The sequence below is a fragment of the Streptomyces sp. NPDC050625 genome, assembly GCF_040654755.1.
Lineage (GTDB): Bacteria > Actinomycetota > Actinomycetes > Streptomycetales > Streptomycetaceae > Streptomyces.
In genome coordinates, this window is record NZ_JBFAIQ010000020.1 from 42,505 (window position 1) to 64,879 (window position 22,375).

Sequence of the window (22,375 nt, forward strand, 5' to 3'; positions counted from 1 at the left end):
ACCGCGGTGACGGCCGGGGCCTCCGAAACCCTCTAAATCGAACAACAGTTCCCTTCTTGATGGGGTCAGTTGTTCATTTGCGGTTTCCGTGTGCGCTGCGGCGCACCAGTAGTTGTGGCAGTGCACATTGGCCGGAACCCGTTCAGGAGGCCCCTTTCATGTCACAACGTCCGTTCCCCGGCCGCCGCAGCGTCCTGCGCGGCTCCCTGGCCGCGTCGGCGGCCCTGACCCTGCCCACGGCCCTGGGCACGGCACCGGCATTCGCCCTGTCCGGGCGCCCCGAGGCGGGCTGGGGCGTACAGACCGGCGACGTGACCTCCGACTCCGGTCTTGTGTGGGTGCGTTCGGACCGGCCGGCCCGGATGATCGTGGAGACGTCGGCCACCGACTCGTTCCGCAACCCGCACAGATGGCACGGTCCGCTGCTGGGTCCGGACACCGACTTCACCGGCACCACGCGGCTGCGCGGCCTCCCGTCCGGCGAGCAGATCCACTACCGCGTGCTGCTCGCCGACCCGGACGACCCGCGGCGCACCGGCGAGCCGGTGACGGGCACCTTCCGCACCGTGTCCGCGCACCGGCGCGACGGCGTGCGGTTCCTGTGGTCCGGCGACCTGGCCGGCCAGGGCTGGGGCATCAACCCCGACCTCGGCGGCTACCGGATCTACAACGCGATGGCGAGACTCGACCCCGACTTCTTCATCTGCAGCGGCGACAACGTCTACGCCGACGGGCCGATCTCGGCCACCCAGGCCCTGCCGGACGGCAGCGCCTGGCGGAACATCACCACCGAGGAGAAGTCCAAGGTCGCCGAGACCCTCGCCGAGTACCGCGGCAATTTCCGCTACAACCTGCTCGACGCGAACCTCAGGCGATTCAACGCGCAGGTCCCCTCGATCATCCAGTGGGACGACCACGAGGTGCGCAACAACTGGTACCCGGGCGAGGTGATCGCCGCCTCGGACACCCGCTACACCGAGAAGAGCATCGACGTCCTGGCCGCGCGCGCCCGGCGGGCGTTCAGCGAGTACTTCCCCGTCTCGACGCTGCGGCCGGGCGCGAAGGACGGCCGGGTGTACCGCGTCCTGCGGCAGGGGCCGCTGCTCGACGTGTTCGTCCTCGACATGCGGACGTACCGCAACGCCAACTCCCCCGACAACCAGACCGTGGACCCGCATGGCATCCTCGGCCGGGAGCAGCTGGAGTGGCTCAAGCGGGAACTGTCCCGGTCGCGGGCGGTGTGGAAGGTGATCGCCGCCGACATGCCGCTCGGGCTGGTCGTACCCGACTCCACGGAGGGCCTGCCGAACATCGAGGCGGTGGCCCAGGGCGACCCCGGCGTGCCGCTGGGCCGTGAGCTGCAGATCGCCGAGCTCCTGCGGTTCATCAAGCACCGGCGGATCACGGGCACGCTGTGGCTGACGGCGGACGTGCACTACACCTCGGCCCAGCACTACCAGCCGTCGCGGGCCGCCTTCACCGACTTCGAACCGTTCTGGGAGTTCGTCTCGGGTCCGCTGAACGCAGGGGCCTTCCCGGCCAACGCCCTCGACAACACCTTCGGTCCGGAGCGGGTGTTCGTGAAGGCGCCGACCGCCTCGAACGTCTCGCCCGCCGGTGGCTACCAGTTCTTCGGCGAGGTCGACATCGACGGCCACAGCGGGGAACTGACGGTGCGGCTGCGCGAGCAGGACGGCACCGTGCTGTTCACCCAGACGCTCCAGCCGGGCCTGGTCGGCCAGTAACTCCCGTACCCTTCCGGTGTGCCGCGCACCGGCGTCATCCCCCGGCGCGCGGCACCGCACCACCCCTCCCAACTCATCGCCGGGAGGGGTGTTTTCGCAGGTCAGGACAGATTGTCAGTGGTCGCCTCTACGGTTTTTCCATGACGCGATCTGTACAGGCCGTGGCCTATCGCCAACCCTCCGTGCTGGAATCCGCAGCAGACGGACGACGCCTCGGACTCGAGACCTCCCGGGGCGCGACACCCACGGGTGTCGAGGACCATCCGCGTTTCTTCGCGGGCTTTCTGACCTCGCCTCAGGTCGCCGCTGCCGGACTGCTCGCGGTGGCCGACGTGGCGGCCGCGCGCTACTACCAGCCGCAGCTGCGCGCCTCGCTCGACCCGGTGGTGACCGGCAACGGCGACCGGCTGCGCTTCGAGTCCTTCTCCGGCTGCGGCGGGGTGTACGCGCGCCTGGACGTCCTCGGCCCCGGCCTCGACGGCGGCGAGGTGGGCCACGGCACGACGAACGTCGACGTCAACAACCCGCTGCGCGAGGCCCTGTCCCGGATCGGCACGGCCGACCCGCTCCATCTGCGCGTGGGCCCCGAGGAGCTGGCAGTCACCACGCTGGACGGGCCGGTGGTGGAGAAGAAGGTGCCGCTCCCGGACCGCTGGCTGCGCGGATTCGCCGAGGCCCAGGTGATAACGGCCGGGTTCGACCTGCGGGCCGAGCTGCCGGCCGACGAGGCGGTGCGGTTCCTGCGCGGGCTGCCCAGGGCGGGCGGAACGGGGCGTGCCGCGGGCGGTCCGCGCTGGGTGGTGCCGGTGGGCCGCGGGCTGCGGCCGACGACCCGGCCGGTGCCGGGCGCGGTGTGTCTGCCCGGCCCCGAGCGGCTGGCCGCGCTCCAGCGGGTGCTGCGGCACGCCACGGCCCTGCGGGTGTACGGCCCGGCGGTCGCCGGTGCCGGGGCCGGCGCCACCGCGGCCGCCTGGGAGGTGGTCCTGCCGGGCATGCGGCTCACGCTCACGCTGTCGCCCGACGCCTCGCGCGGGTTCTCCGGCGAGGGCGGTGTCCTGGACGCGCTCGCCACCGATGAGGCCGCCGAGGACGCGGAGCTGGTCGCGGTGCTGCTGGCCTGGGAGCCCCGGGTCGACGTCGCCGACCTCGCCGACTCCTGCGGGCTCACCCCGGAGCGGGTGCGCGCGGCCCTGGTCCGGCTCGGCACCTCAGGACGCGTCGGCTACGACACGGCGGAGGCGGCCTACTTCCACCGGGAGCTGCCGTACGACGCCGGGCGCGTCGAGCGCCACAATCCGCGGCTGCGTTCGGCGCGGGCACTGGTGGACGCGGGCGCGGTCGCCCTGGACGGGCCGCTGGGGACCGTGACCGCCGAGGACGGCCATGTGCACCGCGTGCGCGACGAGGCCGGGGTGCTCAGCTGCAGCTGTCTGTGGTGGGCGAAGTACCGCGGCGGGCGCGGTCCGTGCAAGCACGCGCTGGCGGTGCGGATGGTGCGGCGGGGTGCCGTGGTGGGGCAGGAGTTCGCGGGAGTCGACGGGGGTGCGCGATGAGTGCGGTGATGACGGCGGTGCGGGCGGGGCGGACGGCCGAGACGCTGCGTCTGCTCAAGGGGATGACGGACGGCGAACGGCGAGCGCTGCTGCCCGAGTTGAAGGCGCTCCGCAAGGAGCTGCGGACCGATCCCTGGGGCAACGCGGCCAGTAACGCCTACCCGGCGCTGCACGCGGCCGGGGCGGTCTGCCACACGGGCGCGGCGGCCGCCGCGAGCTGGCTCTCGGGCTCGGACATGCGCTGGTGGCAGGCGCCGCCCAAGCTGCTTCTGCAGGCGCTGGAGGGCCGTGACGGCGCATGGCTGGCCGATGTGGCGCACCGGCTCGCACAGCGGCCGTTGTCCGCGGACGTGCCGTACGAGCTGATGTCCGGGCTGGTGCACCGGGCGGGCTGTGACGTCCCGGTGACGGACGCCTATGTGGTCGGCTGGATCCGGCACATCGGCGGCTCCTGGGGGCAGGGCCCGATCCTCGACCGGCTGCGCGGGGAGCCGGATCTGGCCCGGCTCGTGGATGGCCTCTTCGACCTCACGGATCTCAGCGAGGTCCGCTGGCTGTTCGGCGACGGACCGAACTCCTGGCAGAGCGCCCTGGCCGAGCTCACCCGGAAGGGATCACTGGAACGCAAGGCCATGGTCGACGCCTGTGTCGCCCGCCTGCTGCGCGGCGGTGGCCCCACCGACCACCGGGTCTTCCTCCCCCTGCTCGAACTGCTCGACCTCACCCGGGAGGAGGAGCGGGAGCGGACCGCCGACTGGATCGCCCTGGCCCGCGACGCCGCCTCCCCCGTCGCCGCCCACGCCCAGTCGGTCCTGGCCTCCCTCGCGCTGGACGGCGAGCTGACCGCACGCCTGCTGGCCGAGGCCTCCGAAGGGCTGCTGTTCCGCGCCGAGAAGAAGCTGGTGCGGGCCCAGCTCGTGCTGCTCGGCAAGGTGCTGTCCCGCGATCCGTCCGCGGCGGCCGAGCTGCTTCCCGTGGCGGCCCAGGCGTTCGGGCACGAGGACACCCAGGTGCAGGAGCGGGCGCTCAAACTGGTCGAGCGGCATGCGAAGAAGGTCGACTCCGACGCCCTGCGAGACGAACTGGCGCTCGCGGTGGAACAGTTGACGCCCTCCCTGCGGATCCGCGCGGTGGAGAGCCTGGGCCTCACGGGCGTGGACCCGGAACCGGCGGTGTACGAGGAGGTGCTGCCGCCCGCTCCGGAGCCGGTGCGCCTCGGCGCGGCGCCCGGGACGGCGGTCGAACTGGCCGAAGAGGTGAGCGCCCTGCTGGCCGCCGGCGGTGATGTGACCGCGTTCGAGCGGACCCTGGACGGCCTGGTGCGCCAGGCCCACCAGAACCTCGACGCGCTGCTGGAGGCACTCGAACCGGTGATCGTCCGACGCCACTGGCACACCGCGGAACCGGGCCAGTGGCACCACGCGGACTCGTACTTCAACCAGCACAACGACCTGCACAGCGCCCAGGACGCTCTCGACCTCCTCCTCGCGACGCTGCGCGGTGGGGTGAAGACCAGCACGCTCCACCATGCGCTCCGGAACGGCTCGACCGGCCCCGGATGCATACACGGTGGCCTTTCCCAGGTGTTCGACGCCCGGCTGCGGGAGGTGGCGTACCGGCTCCGCACCGACCCGCTGCCGTTGCTGCTGTCGACGCCCACCTGGAGCACGGGACTCCTGGAGCCGGACGAGCTGGTGGACCGCCTCGGCACCTACCGGCGCCTGGGCGCCCGTGTCTCGGCGGCCGACTTCGCACAGGCCCTCCTGCGGGTGCGGCGCACGGACCGGACGGCGGCCGCCGCGGCGGCACAGCGGGCGGCGGAGCTCGGCACGGCGGAGGGAGACCGGCTCGCCCGTTGGCTGTCCGCAAAGGGCCCCATCCTGCCCCGGGCCGCTCGGGAGACCTCGGGGACGCGGATCGTGGTCGAGCTCGGCGAACTGCGGGAACTGCAGGGGGACTTCCCCGTGGAATTCCAGCGGCTCGGGCGTCCGCTCGCCGCCTACGGAGCCCACTGGCACTGCTCCCACTGGAACGACGAGCTGCGGCAGCACTGGCTGGCCGCGCTCCCGGAGCAGCGCGAACTGGTGGCGGCACGGATGGTGCACGACCTCTCCAGGGCGGCCGTGAACGACACCCGGGGCCCCGTCGGCGTCCTCCCGCTGCTGGCCGAGTCCGGTGGTGAGGCGGGCGAGAGCGTGCACCTGTGCGTGGCGTACGGGCTGGGCGCCCGGCAGGCGGAGGACCGGCTCGCCGCGGTGGACGCGCTGCTGGTGCTCGCCGCGCGCGGACAGCTCGACGCACAGCGGCTGGGGACGGATCTCGGCCTGCTCGTGCGGAACGGCACGGTGAAGCCGCTCCGGCTCGGCGAGTCGGCCCGGACGGCGGCGGCCACGGGCGCGAACGCGACGATATGGGAGATGCTCCGTCACACCCTGCGCGTGCTGCTCGCGGACCTGGGATCCGCGTCGCCCCGCGGGCTCGGGGACCTGCTGGCCGTGGCCTCCGAGTGCGCCGAGCGGTCCGGGGCGCGCGGCGAGCTGCCGCACCTCGCCGCGACCGCCGCCCGGCGTGGTTCGTCCCGGCTGGTGACCCAGGCCCGGAGACTCCAGGACGCCCTGGCCGCGCCCGCCCGGCAACAGATCGCTCCCACCCGGTAATAGAAAGAACAACAAAAGGGGCAGAAGCATGCTTTACCCATCGGTCACAAGTCGTTCGTGATCACGCAACACCGTTCCTTCACAGTGGCTGCATGAATCGAGGAATGTCTGATGTGACACGGACGAAGCACGGGCGTCCCGTGCACCACTGGCGACGGGACGTCGTCGAACTCGCCGCCCTGTTCACGGCCGTCGCGGTGGCGGACGTGGTGGCGAACCTGATCGGGCACGGCCCCGACGGCCCGGCGCTGCTGCTGATCTCGGCGGTGGCGCTGGCCGCGACGGCGGGGTTCCACATCTGGTGGTCACGGCGCCACGGTCACGCACCGCCGACGAGCGATACCGGTGCCCGGCCGATCACCCAGGCCGGGCCGTCCGACGAGCGCGGGGCGACGCCCCGGGCGGTGGCCGGGCCGAGCACGCTGTGGCGGATGCGGACGACGGTGAAGGACGAGCCGGGCTCGCTGGCCGCGCTGTGCACGGCTCTCGCCGAGCTGCGGGTCGACATCCTGAGCCTGCAGACGCATCCGCTGGCCGAGGGCACGGTGGACGAGTTCCTGCTGCGCGCCCCGGGTGAGCTCCCGGCTGCCGAGATCAGCCGTGCGGTCTCGCGGGCGGGGGGCACGACCACCTGGATCGAGCGGGCCGACGCGCACGATCTGGTGGACGCGCCGACCCGGGTCCTGGGCCTCGCGGCGCGCACCGCGCTGGACGCGGCGGAACTTCCGCTGGCGCTGCGGCAGTTGCTGGGACGGTGCACCATCCGTTCGCTGCCCGTCACGCCGGTCGGCGGCCGCCGCGCACCGGAGGAGGTGCCGGCCGAGGGAGTACTTGAGGACACCGTGATGCGGTTGCGGGCGCCGGAGGGCGGAGTGATCACGGTGGAGCGGCCGTATCTGCCGTTCACGCCGACCGAGTTCGCCCGGGCGCGGGCGCTGGTGGAGCTGGACGCCCGGCTCGGCCCGCGCATCCCGCGCAGCCAGGACGTGCTGACGCTGCCCGAGGGCAACGCGATCACGGTGCGCCGGGCCGACACGCGTGACGTCGAGGCGGCGAAGGCGATGCACGAGCGGTGCTCGGCGCGGACGCTCGGCATGCGCTACCACGGGCCGATCGGTGACGCGGACCGCTATCTGAACCACCTGCTGAGCCCGCGTTTCGGGCGCACGCTGGCCGTGCAGACGGCGTCGGGTCGCATCGTCGGCCTCGGTCATCTGCTGTGGGACGGCGACGAGACGGAGGTCGCGCTGCTCGTCGAGGACGAGTGGCAGCAGCGCGGCATCGGCGGCGAACTGCTGGGCCGTCTGGTGGCGATGGCGGTCGAGGCCGGCTGCGCGAGCGTGTATGCCGTGACGCAGGCGTCCAACACCGGCATGGTCACCGCGATGCGCGGTCTGGGGCTGCCCCTCGACTACCAGATCGAGGAGGGCACGCTGGTCATCACGGCCCGCCTGGACACCGCCCCGGTCACCTCGCTGCTGTCGTACGACGGCAGGCAGGGGCAGTTCGGCGGGACGGCCCGCCGGGACTGAGAGACCTGAGAGAGAGGGGACCGAGCGTCCGCTCGGCGAACGGCGAGCGGCCCGGCGGAACCCCGCCGGGCCGTTCACCTGTCGACCTGCCCCGTGCCAGGCCTCAGCTCACCGCCGTCTGAAGTTCCGCCGTCGACGACGCCTCGCCGTGCTCGCCCAGCGCGGAGTCCAGATCCGCCCAGAGATCCTCGACGTCCTCCAGTCCCACGGACATCCGCAGCAGCCGGTCGCTCACTCCGGCGCCGCGCCGGTCCTCCGCGTCCACGATGCGGTGGCTGATGGACGCCGGGTGCTGGATGAGGGTGTCGACGCTGCCGAGGCTCACGGCCGGGGTGATCAGGCCGACCCGGGCGATGACCTCGTGCGGGTCACCCTGGACCTCGAAGGCGATCATCGCGCCGCCGATCCGCGGATAGTGGACGCGCGTGACGCGCGGGTCGGCGGCGAGGCGCCGGGCCAGTTCGGCGGCGCTCGCGGAGGCGGCCCGCACCCGCACCGGCAGCGTGGACAGTCCCCGCAGCAGCAGATAGCCGGCCAGCGGATGCAGCACGCCGCCCGTGGCGAACCGTATCTGCCGCAGCTGTCGCGCGAACTCCTCGTCACAGGCCACCACGCCCGCGAGCACGTCGCCGTGCCCGCCGAGGTACTTGGTGGCGCTGTGCAGCACGAGCCGGGCGCCCTGCTCGGCCGGGCGCTGGAGCACGGGTGTGGCGAAGGTGTTGTCGGCGAGCAGCGGCACGGAGCCGCAGGAGTGGGCGACCGCCCGCAGGTCCACCTCGGCCAGCGTCGGATTCGCCGGGGTCTCGACCATGACGAGGCCGGTGTCCGGGCGCAGCGCGTCCGCGATCCCGGCGGGATCGGTCCAGGTCACCTCCGTGCCCAGCAGTCCGGCGGTCAGCAGGTGGTCGCTGCAGCCGTACAGGGGACGTACGGCGACGACATGGCGCAGGCCCGTCGAGGAGCGGGCGAGGAGGACCGCGCTCAGCGCCGCCATCCCGCTGGCGAACGCGACCGCGGACTCGGTGCCCTCCAGCCGGGCCAGCGCGGTCTCGAAGCGGGCCACGGTCGGATTGCCCAGCCGCCCGTAGACCGGCATGCCGTCCAGGGCGGCGCCGGTGGCGGCGAAGGCGTCGATGCGGGCGGCCTCGCCCCGGCTGTCGTACGAGGGGTAGGTGGTGGACAGGTCGATGGGCGGGGCGTGCAGGCCCTGCCGGGCGAGGTCGTCGCGGCCGGCGTGCACGGCCTCGGTGGCCAGTGCTCTCGATGCGGTGCGTACGGCGTCGTAGGCACCCGTGCTCGCTGAGTCCATGGGCAGAGGGTGAACACTGAGCGGCTCACAAGAATCGAACACCGTGCTACGTTCGGCCAATGGCCGAATCTGTCGTACTGGATCCGGTGGACCTCCATCTGCTGCGCCTGCTGCAGAACGACGCCCGGATCACCTATCGCGACCTCGCCACCCAGGTGGGTGTGGCGCCGTCGACGTGTCTGGACCGGGTCGCCCGGCTGCGCCGCTCGGGCGTGATCCTTGGGCATCAGCTGCGGCTCGATCCGGCCAAACTGGGGCGCGGCCTGGAAGCGCTGCTCTCGGTGCAGGTGCGGCCGCACCGCCGGGAGCTGGTGGGACCCTTCGTGGAGCGGATCCGGGCGCTGCCGGAGTCACGGACGGTGTTCCACCTCACCGGGCCCGACGACTACCTCGTGCACGTGGCGGTGGCGGACATGGCGGACCTGCAGCGGCTGGTCCTCGACGAGTTCACGGCGCACCGCGAAGTGGCACGTGTGGAGACCCGGTTGATCTTCCAGCAGTGGGAGTGCGGCCCCCTGCTGCCCCCGGCCACGCCCACAGCTGAATCAGGAATACATGGGTGACGCAGACATCGTCGCCGTATGAGGATGGGCGGCATGTCTGAGACCAAGAGCCCGCTGCCCCGTGAAGTCGCCGACGCCTACGTCGACGAGCTCGTCGCCCTCGACCCGATCACCGGCACGTACCTCGGCGTGAAGGAGAGTGCGGGCAAACTGCCCGACTTCTCTCCCGCGGGCCAGCAGGCCCTGGCGGAACTGGCGCGGACCACCCTCGCGAAGCTGGACGAGGCCGAGCGGCAGCCCGGGGCGGACAGTGACGTGGAGCGCCGCTGCGGGCGTCTGCTGCGCGAGCGGCTCACCGCCGAGCTCGCGGTGCACGAGGCCGAGGAGAGCCTGCGCGCGATCGGCAACCTGCACACGCCCGGACACGCGGTGCGCGACGTGTTCACCGTGATGCCGGCGCAGACGGACGAGGACTGGTCGCTGATCACCGAGCGGCTGCGCGCGGTCCCGGCCGCGCTGGCCGGCTACCGCGAGTCCCTGGCGCTCGGTCTGGAGCGGAAGCTGTACGCGGCTCCGCGTCCGACCACCACCCACGTCGACCAGCTCACGGAGTGGTCGGACACCGACGGCCAGGGACGCGGCTGGTTCGAGGACTTCGTCTCGGCCGGGCCGCAGGCGCTGCGCGCGGAGCTGGACGAGGCCGCCCACGGGGCGACCGCGGCCGTCGTGGAGCTGCGCGACTGGCTGCGGGACGTCTACGTGCCGGCCGTCGAGGGCTCCGCGAACACGGTGGGCCGTGAGCGGTACGCGCGCTGGTCGCGCTACTTCAACGGCACGGACCTGGACCTGGACGAGGCGTACGCGTACGGCTGGTCGGAGTTCCACCGCATCCTCGGCGAGATGAAGCAGGAGGCCGAGAAGATCCTGCCGGGTGCCGAAACGCCGTGGGTGGCGCTCGCGCACCTCGACGAGCACGGTGCGCACATCGAGGGGGTCGAAGAGGTCCGCGAGTGGCTGCAGGGCCTGATGGACCGCGCGATCGCCGACCTGGACGGCACGCACTTCGAACTCGCCGAGCGGGTACGGAAGGTGGAGGCTCGCATCGCACCGCCCGGCGGCGCGGCGGCCCCGTACTACACGGCCCCCTCGGAGGACTTCTCGCGCCCCGGCCGCACCTGGCTGCCGACGATGGGCCAGACCCGGTTCCCGGCGTACGACCTGGTGTCGACCTGGTACCACGAGGGCGTGCCCGGTCATCACCTCCAGCTGGCGCAGTGGGCGCACGTGGCCAAGGACCTCTCCCGCTACCAGGCCACGATCGGCGGGGTGAGCGCCAACGCGGAGGGCTGGGCGCTGTACGCGGAGCGTCTGATGGACGAGCTGGGCTATCTCACGGACCCGGAGCACCGCCTCGGCTACCTCGACGCGCAGATGATGCGCGCGGCCCGCGTGATCGTCGACATCGGCATGCACCTGGAGCTGGAGATCCCCGCGGACTCGCCGTTCCACCCGGGTGAGCGCTGGACGCCGGAGCTGGCCCAGGAGTTCTTCGGCGCGCACAGCAGCCGCCCGGCGGACTTCGTGGAGAGCGAGCTGACCCGCTATCTGACCATCCCGGGCCAGGCGATCGGCTACAAGCTCGGCGAGCGGGCCTGGCTGCTGGGCCGGGAGAACGCACGCGAGCGGCACGGCGACGCCTTCGACCTGAAGGCCTGGCACATGGCGGCCCTCTCCCAGGGTTCGCTGGGCCTGGACGACCTGGTGGACGAGCTGTCCCGGCTCTGAGCGAGCGCGTGACCGGCGGCACCCGCGTGGGCGCCGCCGGTCACCGGCTGCCGCTTCAGTGCGGAAGCCGTCGCAGCTGTACGAGCCCGACCCAGGTCTCCGGTCCCGGCTGGGCGTAGGCGGCACGCACCGCGTACCGGCCCGGTTCCAGCGGCACCCTCAGATGCTCCTGTTGGGCGGTGTCCGTGCCGGACCAGGCCGAGTCGAACAGGACGACGGGGCCGGGTATGTCCCAGCCGACCTCGTCCTCCCACACCGCCGCGTCGAGGGCGTCGGGTACGCCGGCCAGCAGTTCGTCCTCGGAGTTCGCGGCGCTCCACCGTACGAAGGTGCCGTGGTCGGGCAGGAAGGAGGTGGAGGCCGGTTCGTCGCCGAGGACCAGGGCCGCGCTGTCGCCGACGGGGAGCAGACCGACGTACCCGTCGACCTCGCACGCCCGGTCGTAGTCGGTGTCCATCTCCTCGCCGTCGGCCCCGGACCAGAACGGCAGCACCGCCTCCGGGACGGCTATGAGCGGTCCGCCTCCCGACTCCACCCACTCCAGAACGCCTGGTTCCGCGTATCGAGCCATGCGCAGAACCTACACGGGTGGGCGTCAGCAGCCGCACTCGCCCGCCACGGGTGCCGTCAGCGGGTCGGCGTCCCGGCGCTGCGGCCCCTGCCAGGTCTCGTAGCCGAAGCCTTCCCGCGCCCAGTACTCGAATCCGCCGAGCATCTCCTTGACCTGGTAGCCGAGTTCGGCCAGGGCGAGGGCGGCCCGGGTGGCGCCGTTGCAGCCGGGGCCCCAGCAGTACGTCACCACCGGCACGGACTTGTCGAGGAGCTGCTCGGCCTGCTCGGGAATGAGCGCGGTCGGCAGGTGGACGGCGCCGGGGATGTGGCCCTGGTCCCAGGACTCGGTGGAGCGGGAGTCGAGGACGACGAAGCCGGGATCGCCGTCCCCCGCGAGCGCGGCGGCCACGTCGGAGACGTCGGCGTGGAAGGCGAGGCTCGCACGGAAGTGGGCGGCGGCCTCGGCGGGGGCGGCGGGGGCGACCCGCAGGACGGGGTTCACGATGTCGGTGATCATGGCAAGGAATCTATGACCGCCGACCCGCTCCCAGAAGTGGCGATACCCGGCATTCCCCTTGATCGGCCGGGGATTCCCCTGCTATTTCTCGGTGATGACCGCTTATTCCCCGGACGCCACCGACTGGCGCATCCTCGACATCCTGCAACGCGAGGGCCGCGCCGGCTTCGCGGAACTCGCCCGTGCCGTCTCGATGTCCTCCAGTGCCGTCACCGAGCGGGTCCGCCGGCTGGAGGAGGCCGGAGTCATCCAGGGGTACGCGGCGGTCGTCGACCCCGAACGTCTGGGCCTGCCGATCCTCGCGTTCGTGCGGCTGAGGTACCCGAACGGCAACTACAAGCCCTTTCACGACCTGGTGGCCGCGACGCCCGAGATCCTGGAGGCGCACCATGTGACGGGCGACGACTGCTTCGTCATCAAGGTCGCCGCGCGGTCCATGTCCCATCTGGAGGCGATCTCGGGGAAGATCGGCGCGCTCGGCTCGGTGACCACGAGCGTCGTGTACTCCTCGCCCCTGCCCCGGCGCCCGCTGGGGCACTGACCTCAGCCGGCGCCCCGCTGCCGCAGCACCGATCCCGTTCTCCCCTTCACGGCCTCCAGCTGCGCGTGGATCCGGCGCCGCAGATCGGCGACATGGCTGACGATGCCGACGCTGCGGTCCCGTTCGCGCAGGGAGTCGAGCACGTCGAGTACCTCGTCCAGGGTCTGGTCGTCCAGGCTGCCGAAGCCCTCGTCGATGAAGAGCGTGTCGAGGCGGACCCCGCCGGCCTCGTCCGTCACGACGTCCGCGAGACCGAGGGCGAGCGCGAGGGAGGCGAAGAACGTCTCGCCGCCCGACAGCGTGGCCGTGTCCCGCTCGCGTCCGGTCCAGGCGTCGACCACGTGCAGCCCGAGCCCGCTGCGGCCACGGCCGGTGCGGTCGTCGGAGTGGACGAGGGTGTAGCGGCCGGAGGACATGCGCCGCAGCCGTACGGTGGCCGCGGCGGCGACCTGTTCGAGGCGGGCCGCGAGGACGTACGACTCCAGGCGCATCTTGCGTTCGTTGTCCGCCGAGGTGCCAGCGGTGAGGGCGGCCAGACGGGCCACGCGGTCGTACTCCTCGCGCAGCGGCGCGAGCCGTCGTACGCCGTCGGTCGCCCGGGCGGAGAGCCGGTCGAGTTCGGCGCAGCAGCGGGCCGCCCAGTCGCGGGCGGAGGCCGCGTCGCGCAGCCGTTGGTCGGCCGCGGCCGCGTCCCGTTCGGCAGCGGCGGGGTCGGCCGGCGGCTGCTGGGCCGCGGCCGCGGTGTCGGCCTCGGCGAGGACCGCGCGTACGGCGGCCTCCTCGGACTGCCAGGCGTCCAGGCGCCGCTGGAGCTCGCGGTGCTCCGCGTCGTCGAGGAGCGCCGCGGCCGCTGCCTGCGGGGTCTCGAAGCCCGCCCGGTAGGCGGCGTCGGCGAGGCGGGCGTCGGCGTCCTTGAGCCGCTGGGCGGTGTCCTCGGCGGCGCGCGCGGTGTCGGCCGCGTCGGTCAGCAGCGCGACCTGCCGCTCCAGCTGCGCGGCCCGCGCGGCCACACTGCCTGCGGTGCCCCGCGCCTGCGCCAACTCCTCTTCCAGGGTGGCTGTTTCACGTTCCAGGGTGTCGCGCCGGGCGATCCGGGAGGCGGCGGCGACCTCGGCCTGCCGAAGCTCGGCCTGGCGGCGCTCGCGTTCACGCTCGGCCCGCCGCAGTTCCTCGTGGGCGGGGTGCAGCGCGGAGGCGTCCCGGCGGGCCTGTGCGTAGGCACGCTCCAGTTCGTCCGCCTCGGCGGCGAGCCGGGCCGTGGGCGCGTCGCCCGCCTCGGCGGTCGCGGCGGCCAGGGCCTCCCGTACGACGCCCAGACGGCGCTCGGCCTCGGTGCGCTGCTCGTCGGCGTGCCGGGATGCGGCCAGGGCGCGCTCTTCGGCCTCGCGGTCGACGTGCCCGGCGACCTTGCGGGCGGGCGCGGGGTGTTCGGTGGCTCCGCAGACGGCGCAGGGTTCGCCGTCGGTGAGGTGCGCGGCGAGTTCGGCGGCGATGCCGCTCAGGCGCTGTTCCTTGAGGTCGAGCCAGTGGGCACGGGTCTGAAGGGCCTGCCGCTCGGCGGCGAGCACCCTCTTCTGGGCCCCCTCGGTGTCGCCCGCCAACTGGTCGCGCATCCGGGCCGCGCCCAGCCGCCGCCGCGCGGGATCGCGCTGTACGGCGAGCTGCTCGGAGCGGGTGGCGGCCTCCTGCGCGGAGTCGATCCGGGCCTGCAGCTCCGCGCGCGTGTCGTCCCATCCGGCGAGCCAGCCCGCGGCCTCCCGCAACACGTCCTCGTCGGCGCGCTCCTGACGGTCCAGTCCGGCCCGCTCGTCGGCGATCTCGGCGAGCCGCTGTTCCGCGCGGCGGGCCGATTCCAGGCCGCCCAGCTCCTCGGCGGCCCGGCGGGCGGCGGCGGCCAGCCCGGCGGGACCGGCGTCCGTGAAGGTCTCCGGCAGCGGTCCACGCGCGCGTGCCTCGGCGGCGGCCGCTGCCCGGTGTTCGGCGTCGGCGGCCTCCCGCAGTTCCAGGGCCGGCGCCACCATTTCCGCCTTGCGGCCCCGCTCCATCCGCGTCTGCGTCTCACGGTGGGCCGCGGACCGCTCCTCCAGCTGCGCCGCCCGCTGCCGCGCCTGGGCGAACCTGCCCTGCAGCCGCGCCAGTTCACGTACGTCGGCCAGCGCACGGTCGGCGGCGGCCTGGGCGGACTCGGCGGCGCTGAGGCGGCAGTGGGCGACGGTGAGCCGTTCCCGGGCGGTGCTGCGGGCGACGGCCGCGGCGCCCAGCACGGCCTCGGCCAGGCCCGGCTCCCCCGGGGCCAGTTCGGGCAGCGGCATGGCGTCGCCCGCCTCCTGCTGCATGCGGTGCGCGTCGGCCAGCAGCGCCGCATCGCCCTCCCGCACCCGTGCCTCCGTGGCACGCCTGCGTTCGGCCAGGCGCTTCTCCGCCTCGGCGAAGCGGCGGGTGTCGAAGAGACGGCCCAGCAGCTTGCCGCGGGCCTCGGCGTCGGCCCGCAGGAAGCGCGCGAAGTCGCCCTGGGGCAGCAGGACGACCTGGCAGAACTGCTCACGGCTCATGCCGAGGAGCTGCTCGAACTCGGCCCCGATCTCCTGGTGCGAGCGGCTGAGGTCCTTCCAGACGCGGGCCGGCGCGTCGTACTCGCGCAGCAGGCTCTGGGCCTTGTCCGTCGTCGTACCGGAGCCCCGCCTCTTGGGCCGCTCCCACGGTGGCTGCCGACTGACCTCCAACCGCCGTCCGGCGACGGTCAGTTCAAGGCGGACCTCGGTGCGGGTGCCCGCGTCGGCGTGGTCGCTGCGCAGGGAGAGACCCTGGCCGGTCTGCCGGGCCCCGGGCACGGAGCCGTAGAGCGCGTAGCAGACGGCGTCCAGGACGGAGGTCTTTCCGGCGCCCGTAGGCCCGTGCAGCAGGAAGAGCCCGGCGGCCGAGAGGGCGTCGAAGTCGACCGTCTGGCTGCCGCCGAAGGGACCGAAGGCGGTCACGTCGAGCCGGTGCAGCCTCACCGTGCCACCTCCCGTGCGGCGTCGTCCGCGCGCACCGCGTCGAACGCGTCGCGGAGCACCGCCCGCTCCCGTTCGTCGGGACCGGCACCCCGCACATGGGCGACGAAGTCCTGGGCGATCTCCTGGTCGCTGCGGCCCGCGAGGCGTCCGGCGTAGGACACGTCGGGGTCGTCCGGGGCGCGCTCCGGGGCGAAGACGAGGCTGAGCGCGTGCGGGAAGCGCTCGGCGAGCCGGGCCATGGGGTCGGCGGGGCGGACCGGGTCGGTGAGCGTCGCCTCCACCCAGGCGTCCTCGTGCCGGGCGAGGCCGGGGTCGGCGAGGAGTTCCTCCAGCGTGCCGCGGATGCGGGCCAGCGGTCGCGGGACCGGGCAGTCGAGGCGCTCGGCGCCGATCGCACCGTCGGCGCCGAGGTCGACGAGCCACATGGTCTTGCGGTGATCCGTCTCCGAGAAGGAGTAGGCGAGCGGGGAGCCCGAGTAGCGCACTCGCTCGGTGATGGTCTGGGAGCCGTGCAGATGCCCCAGGGCGACGTAGTCGGCGCCGTCGAAGACCCCGGCCGGTACGGCGGCCACTCCGCCGACGGTGATGTCCCGTTCGCTGTCGCTGGCCTCGCCCCCGGTGACGAAGGCGTGCGCGAGGACGACGGAGCGGGTGCCGGGCGGGCGTGCGGCGAGGTCGGCGCGGACGCGGTCCATGGCGGCCGCGAGCACGCTCTCGTGGCCTGCCTTCTCGACCCCGAACTCGTCCTTCACCAGGGCGGGTTCGAGGTACGGCAGCCCGTAGAAGGCCACGTCCCCGAAGGCGTCCGCCAGCACGACCGGCGTGCCGCAGGCGGACGGGTCGGTCCGCAGATGGATACCGGCCCGCCCGATGAGACCGGCGCCGACGCCGAGCCGGCGGGCCGAGTCGTGGTTGCCGGAGATCATCACCGTGGGGACGCCCAGTGCCGCGAGCCGGTGCAGGGCGTCGTCGAAGAGTTCGACGGCGGCGAGCGGAGGCACCGCGCGGTCGTACACGTCTCCCGACACGACCACCGCGTCCACCTCGTGCTCGCGCACGGTGGTGACGAGGTGACCGATGAACTCTGCCTGGGCGCCCAGCATGTTCACGCGGTGGAACGCCCGGCCCAGATGCCAGTCGGACGTGTGCAGCAATCTCAAGAAACCGCTCCGCCCCGCACGCTTCCCCCTCCGACGCCCCTCGGACCAGCACCCGACCGGCAACAGGCTCGCGGTCGGCACCCACCACGCTAACGCCTCTGGGTGCCTGATCCATCACGGACCTCGATGTGTCACTCACATCCGGTGTCATATGACCCGATATATCAGCGATGATCCGAGCAGGCGTAGTGTGACCAGGAAATTGACATCTGCAGCTTTTATGCCCCTCGGATGAGACGCTGTACGAGCGGATCCGTGGGCTGGAGGCGACCAGGAGCGATGGCACGAGAGAAGGAAGGGAAACGACCCCGGCAGCCGCAGCTTCCCGACCTGCAGTTGCGTCTGCGTGCCGAGCTGGGCCGGATCGACGACCAGTTGCGCTCCCTGCTCGACGCCATGGACCGGCTGCAGGGCCTGCTGGACGCGGTGGTGGCCATCAGCCGGGAGATGGAACTGCCCGCGGTGCTGGACCGCATCGTGACCACCGCCATGGACCTGGTCGGCGCCCGCTACGGAGCGCTCGGCGTACTCGACGAGGACGGAGAGTGCCTGAAGCGGTTCATCACCGCCGGTCTGTCCGAGCAGGAGCGCGCCGACCTGGCCGGGATCGACCCGCCTCGCGGTCTGGGTGTCCTCGGCCACCTGATCCGCCATACAGGGCCCCTGCGGGTGGAGAGCATCCCGGCCCATCCGGCCTCCGTCGGCTACCCGCCCGGCCACCCCCATATGCGCACCCTGCTCGGCGTCGCCATCACCGTCCGCGGCGAGGTCTACGGCGACCTCTACCTCTCGGAGCGGCACGACGGACTTCCCTTCGACGCCCACGACGAGAACGTCCTGGTGGCCCTGGCCAGCGCCGCCGGTATCGCCATCGAGAACGTCCGCCTGTTCGAGCAGGTGCGCGTCGGAGCCGAACAGTTCCAGCGGCTTCTGCTGCCGACCCTCCCCGACCTGCGGCCCTTCACCGCCGCCGCCATCTACCGGCCCGCCGCCGAGCCCAGTCAGGTCGGCGGTGACTGGTACGACGCCGTCCCGTTGCCCGACAACGTCGTGGCGGTCGTCATCGGTGACGTGGTCGGCCATGATCTGCGGGCCGCCGCCGCCATGGCCTCCACCCGCAACATGCTCCGTGCGCTGCTGTTCGACCGGGGCAATACGCCCGGCGCGGTCCTCGCCCGGCTCGACCGCACCCTGCAGGCCATCACGAACAATCCCGTCACCACCACCACACTGGCGCGCATCGAGCCGGAGGGACCGGGCTGGCGACTGCACTGGAGCACCGCGGGCCATGTCCCGCCCCTGCTGATCACCCCGGAGCGGAAGGCGGAATACCTGTTCGCCGAGCCCGGGCTGCCGCTGGGGGTCGACCCCGAGCAGCCGCGCCCCGACCACTCCCGCATCCTGCCCCCGGACGCCACCGTGGTCTTCTTCACCGACGGGCTGGTCGAGGATCCCCACCGTTCCATCGACACGAGCCTGAACGCGCTCGCCGCACTCGCCGGCGCGCATGCCCATCTGCCCCTGCGGGAGTTCGTTCAGGTGCTGGCCGATCAGCACCCCAGCGACGGACACGACGACATGGCGATCCTCGCCCTGCGCACCCCGCCCGGCTGACCCCCGGGCCGGCCGCCGGCCAGCGGCCGACGGCGCCGGACCGGCCGGCTCGGGTGTGCCGTGGAGGATCCGAGGGATCGGACGGATGATGGACCTCGTGGCGATGTCGATGCGGAGGTCGCCCGATGAGTGTCGAGCGGCGTGACCGGCTCCGGCGCGGTGGCCTGGCTGTCCTGGAGATCTGCGTGGTCGCCGGGCTGTACTTCGGCTCGGCCAAGCTGGGGCTGCTCCAGCAGCTGGTGCGCAGCCAGATCACGCCGCTGTGGCCGCCGACCGGTATCGCCCTGGCGAGCCTGCTGTTGCGCGGACCCCGGGTCTGGCCCGGGATCGCGATCGGCGCCTTCCTGGTCAACATCACGCTCGGGCCGACCGCCCTGGCCGTGCTCGCGATCGCGTCGGGCAACACCCTCGCGCCCATCTGCTCGTACGCGCTGCTCCGTCGTGCGGACTTCCACGTCGAACTGGACCGTCTGCGGGATGCGCTGGCGCTCATCTTCCTCGGTGCGTTCGCCGGGATGCTGGTCAGCTCGACGATCGGCAGCGGGACCCTGCGCCTGGCCGGAGTGCTGGGCCCCGACGACTTCTGGCCTGCGTGGTCGGTCTGGTGGACCGGCGACGCGATGGGCGTCCTGGTGGTCGCGCCGGTCCTGCTCGTCCTCCGCTCGGCGCGCCTGCCGAGGGACGTGCCGCCGCCCCGTTGGGCGGAGGCACTGCTCCTTGTCGCGGCCACGGCCGGCGTCGGTCTCCTGGAAACCAGTCGCGCGCCGCTGCTGTTCCTCGGCTTCCCCCTGCTGATCTGGGCGGCCTTCCGCTTCCAGCTGGCCGGGGCCGCGCCCTGCGCACTGGCGCTCTCGACCTTCGCGATCATCTCGGCCACCCGGGGATCGGGCCCGTTCGCCGGTCACGACCTGCTCGCCAACATGATCACTTTGCAGGCGTTCAACACGTCCACCGCGCTGACCGCGCTCCTGCTCTCGGCAGCCGTCGCCGAGCGCAACCAGACCCAGCTGGAGATCGCGCGCGCCTGCGGGCAGCTCGCCGGGATGGCGGCCAGGATCGCCACCGGCGATCACCGTCCGACACTCCCCGACGGCCAGGGCCGGGGCCGGAAGGAGGAACACGGCGCGCGTCACGCGTCCCCGTAGGCCTCCCCGCCCAGTTCGAACCCCGCCGTCCCCGCGGTGACGTCGGCCAGCCAGGCGCGGAAGGCGTCCACGTCGGCGTCCGGCAGGCCGATCTCGATGGTGACCGCTTCGCCGTAGCGCACGTCGCGCACCTCGCGTCCGGTCGCGCGCAGGTCGTTCTGCACCTTGCCCGCGCGCAGGTGGTCCACGGTCACCGTGGCCAGCCTGAAACGGCGCCGGGTGAGGGTGCCGAGCGCGTCCAGGGCCTCGCCGACCGCCCCGCCGTAGGCCCGGATGAGGCCGCCCGCGCCGAGCTTTACCCCGCCGAAGTAGCGGGTGACGACGGCTACGACGTACCGCATGTCGCGGCGCAGCAGCATCTGCAGCATCGGGACGCCGGCGGTGCCGCCCGGTTCGCCGTCGTCGCTGGCCTTCTGGGTCGAGGCGTCGGCGCCGATGACGTACGCCCAGCAGTTGTGGGTGGCGTCCGCGTGCTCCTTGCGGATCGCGGCGATGAAGTCCTGGGCCTCCTGCTCGGTGCCCGCCGGGGCGAGGGCGCACAGGAATCGGGAGCGGTTGACCTCTGTCTCGTGCACGCCGGCATGGGCGACTGTGCGGTACTCGTCCTGCATCCGGACAGCCTATGCGGACTCCCGCGGTGGCCCGGGCGGCCCCCGCTCCCGTGCCTACTCCTTCTTCCCCCGCGGCACGATCACCGACGTCAGCAGCGCCGTGCCCGGGCCCAGTGCCTCCCAGCCGGTGCCGTGCCAGGCCAGGACGGCGATCGCGGAGGTCGGGAACTTCATGCGCACCTGGTCCAGCGCGTCGTTCAGGCCGTCGCCCGCGAGGTCGAGGACCAGTTCCTCCAGGCCCGGGTTGTGCCCGACCAGCAGCAGCGTCTCCACCTCGGGCGGTACCTCGCGCACGACGTCCAACAGGTCCTCCGCGTCGGCCGCGTACAGCCGCCGGTCGTGCCGCACCGGAGGGGGCGTGCCCCATTGGTCCGAGGCCAGTTCCCAGGTCTGGCGGGCGCGTACGGCGGTGGAGCACAGGGCGAGGTCGGGCAGGCAGTCGGCCTCGACGAGGGCGCGGCCGGCGGCCGGGGCGTCCCGGCGGCCGCGCGGTGCGAGCGGCCGCTGGTGGTCGGGGATCCCCTCGGGCCAGGCGGACTTGGCGTGCCGCAGGACGATCAGCCGGCGCAGCGGGCCCACTCCCGCGCGGGCGATCACGCGAGCGTCCCGAGGTCGCGGGCGAGGTCGAGGCCCAGCAGACGGTCGGTGTAGGCGTAGGTCTCGAAGCGGGCGCCGTCCGTCAGGTCGGGGGCGGTCTCCACCCACCGCAGGACATCGAGTACCTCGGGCACGTCCAGATCGTCCTCCCATGCGGCCCGCAGCCGCCCTCGTACCTCGTCGGGAATCGGCCGCGACGGCCGGCGCGCCCAGGTGGCCACGGCCTGCCGCCAGCGCGCGAGCGTCCGTCCGGCCTCGTCGAGCGCGGCCGCGTCGAGTCGCACGGGGGTGGTACGCGGGCCGGCCAGCAGGACGAAGCGCAGGGCTGAGGGGTCGGCGAGCAGGCCGGGGAGATCGGCGGAAGCAGCCGGGGACGGCTCGCCGGCCGGCGCCGCGGGGGCGCTTGCGGACGGCTCACCGTCCCGCACCGCGGAGGCGCTGCCGGACGGCTCCCCCGCCCCGACGGCGGGAGCGACCCCGACCACGACTCCTTCCGCCGGCGTGGCACCCCCGTCCCCCACCACGTGCACGATCTGTGCCTCGCCGAGCCCGGAGGCGAGGTCGTGGGCGTCCTCGAAGGGGCGGATGCCGAGGGTCGCGGCCGCCCCGCGCAGCTCGGCCTGGCGGCGGTGGCCGGTCAGCATCGCCCAGACGGGGGTGCCGCCGAGCTCCAGGGCCCGGACGAGGAGATCGGCGACCAGGAGCACACGCAGGGACGAGGGGTCGAAGGCCGACGCGTGCGCCTCGACCCGGGTCAGGCCGCGGCGGGCGGGGGCGGCGTCGACGGTCTCGCCCGTTCGGGCGTCGGTGATGCGCAGCACGGGGCGAGCGTAGGCGGACGGAGGGCCGTACGCAGGCACTTGGTGCCGAATCCGGACACCGTGCCGCAAGATCGGGTACTCCTCCCGGGTGTGCGGGGGAATCGCGTTCCGGCCCGAACTGTTGCCGCAAGCACACATCCCCGGAGCCCAAGGAGGCCGACCGTGTACGGCGACGAAGCGACGATCCGCAGGATCCTGACCGAGTTCGGTGACACCTGGGCGGTGGTCGGCCTGTCCCCCAACCGGCGGCGCGCGGCGTACGGGGTGGCGGAGGTGCTCCAGCGGTTCGGCAAGCGTGTCGTCCCCGTGCACCCGAAGGCGGAGACGGTCCACGGCGAGCCCGGCTACGCCTCCCTGGAGGACATCCCCTTCGAGGTGGACGTCGTCGATGTCTTCGTCAACAGCGACCTCGCCGGGCTCGTCGCCGATCAGGCCGTCGCCAAGGGCGCGAAGGCCGTCTGGTTCCAGCTCGGAGTGGTCGACGAGGACGCGTACGAAAGGACCCGAAAAGCCGGGCTGGACATGGTCATGGACCGCTGCCCGGCGATCGAAATTCCTACTCTTCGGTAGCCCTGTCGGGCGATCTTCGCACAATACGCAACTGAATACACGCATTCGTTATCTGGCGATGACCTGCGTAAAGACCACCCCAACAACAGCCCAAGCACTGGGTCAAAATTTGGGAAACGGTCTTTTGCGGCTCGCGAATGCGTCCCTAACCTGTGGCCTCTTGTCCG

At 72.9% G+C, this 22,375-nt stretch carries 18 protein-coding genes; 10 read left to right on the top strand and 8 right to left on the bottom strand.

The window, feature by feature from the left end:
- The first annotated feature begins 158 nt into the window (after positions 1–158).
- The 4 genes from AB0I54_RS33105 (at position 159) to AB0I54_RS33120 (ending at position 7,487) form a co-directional block, all read left to right on the top strand.
- Entirely contained in the window at positions 159–1,745 is a 1,587-nt protein-coding gene (locus AB0I54_RS33105; RefSeq protein ID WP_363299923.1) for an alkaline phosphatase D family protein, read from the top strand.
- Positions 1,746–1,885: 140 nt separating this feature from the next.
- On the top strand, positions 1,886–3,298 hold the full coding sequence (locus AB0I54_RS33110) for an SWIM zinc finger domain-containing protein (RefSeq protein ID WP_363299924.1): 1,413 nt from the start codon (positions 1,886–1,888) through the stop codon (positions 3,296–3,298).
- Positions 3,295–5,955 (top strand): DUF6493 family protein, encoded by a 2,661-nt coding sequence (locus tag AB0I54_RS33115; protein ID WP_363299925.1) that lies wholly within the window; start codon positions 3,295–3,297, stop codon positions 5,953–5,955. Before AB0I54_RS33110 ends, AB0I54_RS33115 begins: the two co-directional genes overlap by 4 nt.
- 104 nt (positions 5,956–6,059) lie before the next feature.
- The gene (locus AB0I54_RS33120; RefSeq protein WP_363299926.1) at positions 6,060–7,487 is read left to right on the top strand and encodes a GNAT family N-acetyltransferase; all 1,428 of its coding nucleotides are present in this window, start codon (positions 6,060–6,062) and stop codon (positions 7,485–7,487) included.
- 103 nt (positions 7,488–7,590) lie between these two features.
- On the opposite strand, the gene AB0I54_RS33125 is transcribed toward AB0I54_RS33120, so the two are convergent.
- Entirely contained in the window at positions 7,591–8,796 is a 1,206-nt protein-coding gene (locus AB0I54_RS33125; RefSeq protein WP_363299927.1) for a PLP-dependent transferase, read from the bottom strand.
- A 59-nt stretch (positions 8,797–8,855) separates the two neighbouring features.
- On the opposite strand from AB0I54_RS33125, the gene AB0I54_RS33130 reads away from it, so the two are divergent.
- Positions 8,856–9,359, top strand: coding sequence for an Lrp/AsnC family transcriptional regulator (locus tag AB0I54_RS33130; protein ID WP_363299928.1), 504 nt, complete (start codon positions 8,856–8,858; stop codon positions 9,357–9,359).
- Between the two features lie 33 nt (positions 9,360–9,392).
- The gene (locus tag AB0I54_RS33135; RefSeq protein WP_363299930.1) at positions 9,393–11,084 is read left to right on the top strand and encodes a DUF885 domain-containing protein; all 1,692 of its coding nucleotides are present in this window, start codon (positions 9,393–9,395) and stop codon (positions 11,082–11,084) included.
- A 55-nt stretch (positions 11,085–11,139) separates the two neighbouring features.
- On the opposite strand, the gene AB0I54_RS33140 is transcribed toward AB0I54_RS33135, so the two are convergent.
- Both AB0I54_RS33140 and AB0I54_RS33145 read right to left on the bottom strand, forming a co-directional pair.
- The gene (locus AB0I54_RS33140; RefSeq protein ID WP_363299932.1) at positions 11,140–11,655 is read right to left on the bottom strand and encodes an immunity 21 family protein; all 516 of its coding nucleotides are present in this window, start codon (positions 11,653–11,655) and stop codon (positions 11,140–11,142) included.
- Between the two features lie 24 nt (positions 11,656–11,679).
- Positions 11,680–12,153: a rhodanese-like domain-containing protein gene (locus AB0I54_RS33145; protein ID WP_363299933.1), complete on the bottom strand. Its 474-nt coding sequence runs from the start codon at positions 12,151–12,153 to the stop codon at positions 11,680–11,682.
- Between the two features lie 94 nt (positions 12,154–12,247).
- On the opposite strand from AB0I54_RS33145, the gene AB0I54_RS33150 reads away from it, so the two are divergent.
- Positions 12,248–12,694, top strand: coding sequence for an Lrp/AsnC family transcriptional regulator (locus AB0I54_RS33150; protein WP_363299934.1), 447 nt, complete (start codon positions 12,248–12,250; stop codon positions 12,692–12,694).
- A 2-nt stretch (positions 12,695–12,696) separates the two neighbouring features.
- On the opposite strand, the gene AB0I54_RS33155 is transcribed toward AB0I54_RS33150, so the two are convergent.
- Both AB0I54_RS33155 and AB0I54_RS33160 read right to left on the bottom strand, forming a co-directional pair.
- Positions 12,697–15,690 carry an SMC family ATPase gene (locus AB0I54_RS33155; protein WP_363299935.1) on the bottom strand — a complete coding sequence of 998 codons (2,994 nt, stop codon included), beginning with the start codon at positions 15,688–15,690 and terminating at the stop codon, positions 12,697–12,699.
- A complete protein-coding gene (locus tag AB0I54_RS33160; protein ID WP_363299936.1) occupies positions 15,687–16,850 on the bottom strand; it encodes an exonuclease SbcCD subunit D in 1,164 nt (387 codons plus the stop codon). The genes AB0I54_RS33155 and AB0I54_RS33160 overlap by 4 nt, the downstream gene beginning before the upstream one ends.
- 279 nt (positions 16,851–17,129) lie before the next feature.
- Between AB0I54_RS33160 and AB0I54_RS33165 the strand changes: the two genes are divergently transcribed.
- Together AB0I54_RS33165 and AB0I54_RS33170 are read left to right on the top strand one after the other, a co-directional pair.
- The gene (locus AB0I54_RS33165; RefSeq protein WP_363299937.1) at positions 17,130–18,464 is read left to right on the top strand and encodes a GAF domain-containing SpoIIE family protein phosphatase; all 1,335 of its coding nucleotides are present in this window, start codon (positions 17,130–17,132) and stop codon (positions 18,462–18,464) included.
- A 125-nt stretch (positions 18,465–18,589) separates the two neighbouring features.
- Positions 18,590–19,609, top strand: coding sequence for an MASE1 domain-containing protein (locus AB0I54_RS33170; protein WP_363299938.1), 1,020 nt, complete (start codon positions 18,590–18,592; stop codon positions 19,607–19,609).
- Here AB0I54_RS33170 and AB0I54_RS33175 read toward each other — a convergent pair.
- Genes AB0I54_RS33175 through AB0I54_RS33185 form a run of 3 tightly spaced genes read right to left on the bottom strand, consistent with a single transcriptional unit; the run spans position 19,594 to position 21,638 of the window.
- Positions 19,594–20,220, bottom strand: coding sequence for a YigZ family protein (locus AB0I54_RS33175; RefSeq protein WP_363299939.1), 627 nt, complete (start codon positions 20,218–20,220; stop codon positions 19,594–19,596). The genes AB0I54_RS33170 and AB0I54_RS33175 overlap by 16 nt on opposite strands.
- A 54-nt stretch (positions 20,221–20,274) precedes the next feature.
- The gene (locus AB0I54_RS33180) at positions 20,275–20,817 is read right to left on the bottom strand and encodes a histidine phosphatase family protein (protein WP_363299940.1); all 543 of its coding nucleotides are present in this window, start codon (positions 20,815–20,817) and stop codon (positions 20,275–20,277) included.
- Positions 20,814–21,638, bottom strand: coding sequence for a hypothetical protein (locus AB0I54_RS33185; protein ID WP_363299941.1), 825 nt, complete (start codon positions 21,636–21,638; stop codon positions 20,814–20,816). Before AB0I54_RS33185 ends, AB0I54_RS33180 begins: the two co-directional genes overlap by 4 nt.
- A 162-nt stretch (positions 21,639–21,800) precedes the next feature.
- On the opposite strand from AB0I54_RS33185, the gene AB0I54_RS33190 reads away from it, so the two are divergent.
- The gene (locus tag AB0I54_RS33190) at positions 21,801–22,208 is read left to right on the top strand and encodes a CoA-binding protein (RefSeq protein ID WP_363299942.1); all 408 of its coding nucleotides are present in this window, start codon (positions 21,801–21,803) and stop codon (positions 22,206–22,208) included.
- Positions 22,209–22,375: the final 167 nt, after the last annotated feature.

Excerpts from the sequence above, each read along its gene's own strand:
- AB0I54_RS33105 (WP_363299923.1), top strand. The coding sequence starts at position 159 with ATGTCACAACGTCCGTTCCCCGGCCGCCGCAGCGTCCTGCGCGGCTCC.
- AB0I54_RS33110 (WP_363299924.1), top strand. The coding sequence starts at position 1,886 with ATGACGCGATCTGTACAGGCCGTGGCCTATCGCCAACCCTCCGTGCTG.
- AB0I54_RS33115 (WP_363299925.1), top strand. The coding sequence starts at position 3,295 with ATGAGTGCGGTGATGACGGCGGTGCGGGCGGGGCGGACGGCCGAGACG.
- AB0I54_RS33120 (WP_363299926.1), top strand. The coding sequence starts at position 6,060 with ATGTCTGATGTGACACGGACGAAGCACGGGCGTCCCGTGCACCACTGG.
- AB0I54_RS33125 (WP_363299927.1), bottom strand. The coding sequence starts at position 8,796 with ATGGACTCAGCGAGCACGGGTGCCTACGACGCCGTACGCACCGCATCG.
- AB0I54_RS33130 (WP_363299928.1), top strand. The coding sequence starts at position 8,856 with ATGGCCGAATCTGTCGTACTGGATCCGGTGGACCTCCATCTGCTGCGC.
- AB0I54_RS33135 (WP_363299930.1), top strand. The coding sequence starts at position 9,393 with ATGTCTGAGACCAAGAGCCCGCTGCCCCGTGAAGTCGCCGACGCCTAC.
- AB0I54_RS33140 (WP_363299932.1), bottom strand. The coding sequence starts at position 11,655 with ATGGCTCGATACGCGGAACCAGGCGTTCTGGAGTGGGTGGAGTCGGGA.
- AB0I54_RS33145 (WP_363299933.1), bottom strand. The coding sequence starts at position 12,153 with ATGATCACCGACATCGTGAACCCCGTCCTGCGGGTCGCCCCCGCCGCC.
- AB0I54_RS33150 (WP_363299934.1), top strand. The coding sequence starts at position 12,248 with ATGACCGCTTATTCCCCGGACGCCACCGACTGGCGCATCCTCGACATC.
- AB0I54_RS33165 (WP_363299937.1), top strand. The coding sequence starts at position 17,130 with ATGGCACGAGAGAAGGAAGGGAAACGACCCCGGCAGCCGCAGCTTCCC.
- AB0I54_RS33170 (WP_363299938.1), top strand. The coding sequence starts at position 18,590 with ATGAGTGTCGAGCGGCGTGACCGGCTCCGGCGCGGTGGCCTGGCTGTC.
- AB0I54_RS33175 (WP_363299939.1), bottom strand. The coding sequence starts at position 20,220 with ATGCAGGACGAGTACCGCACAGTCGCCCATGCCGGCGTGCACGAGACA.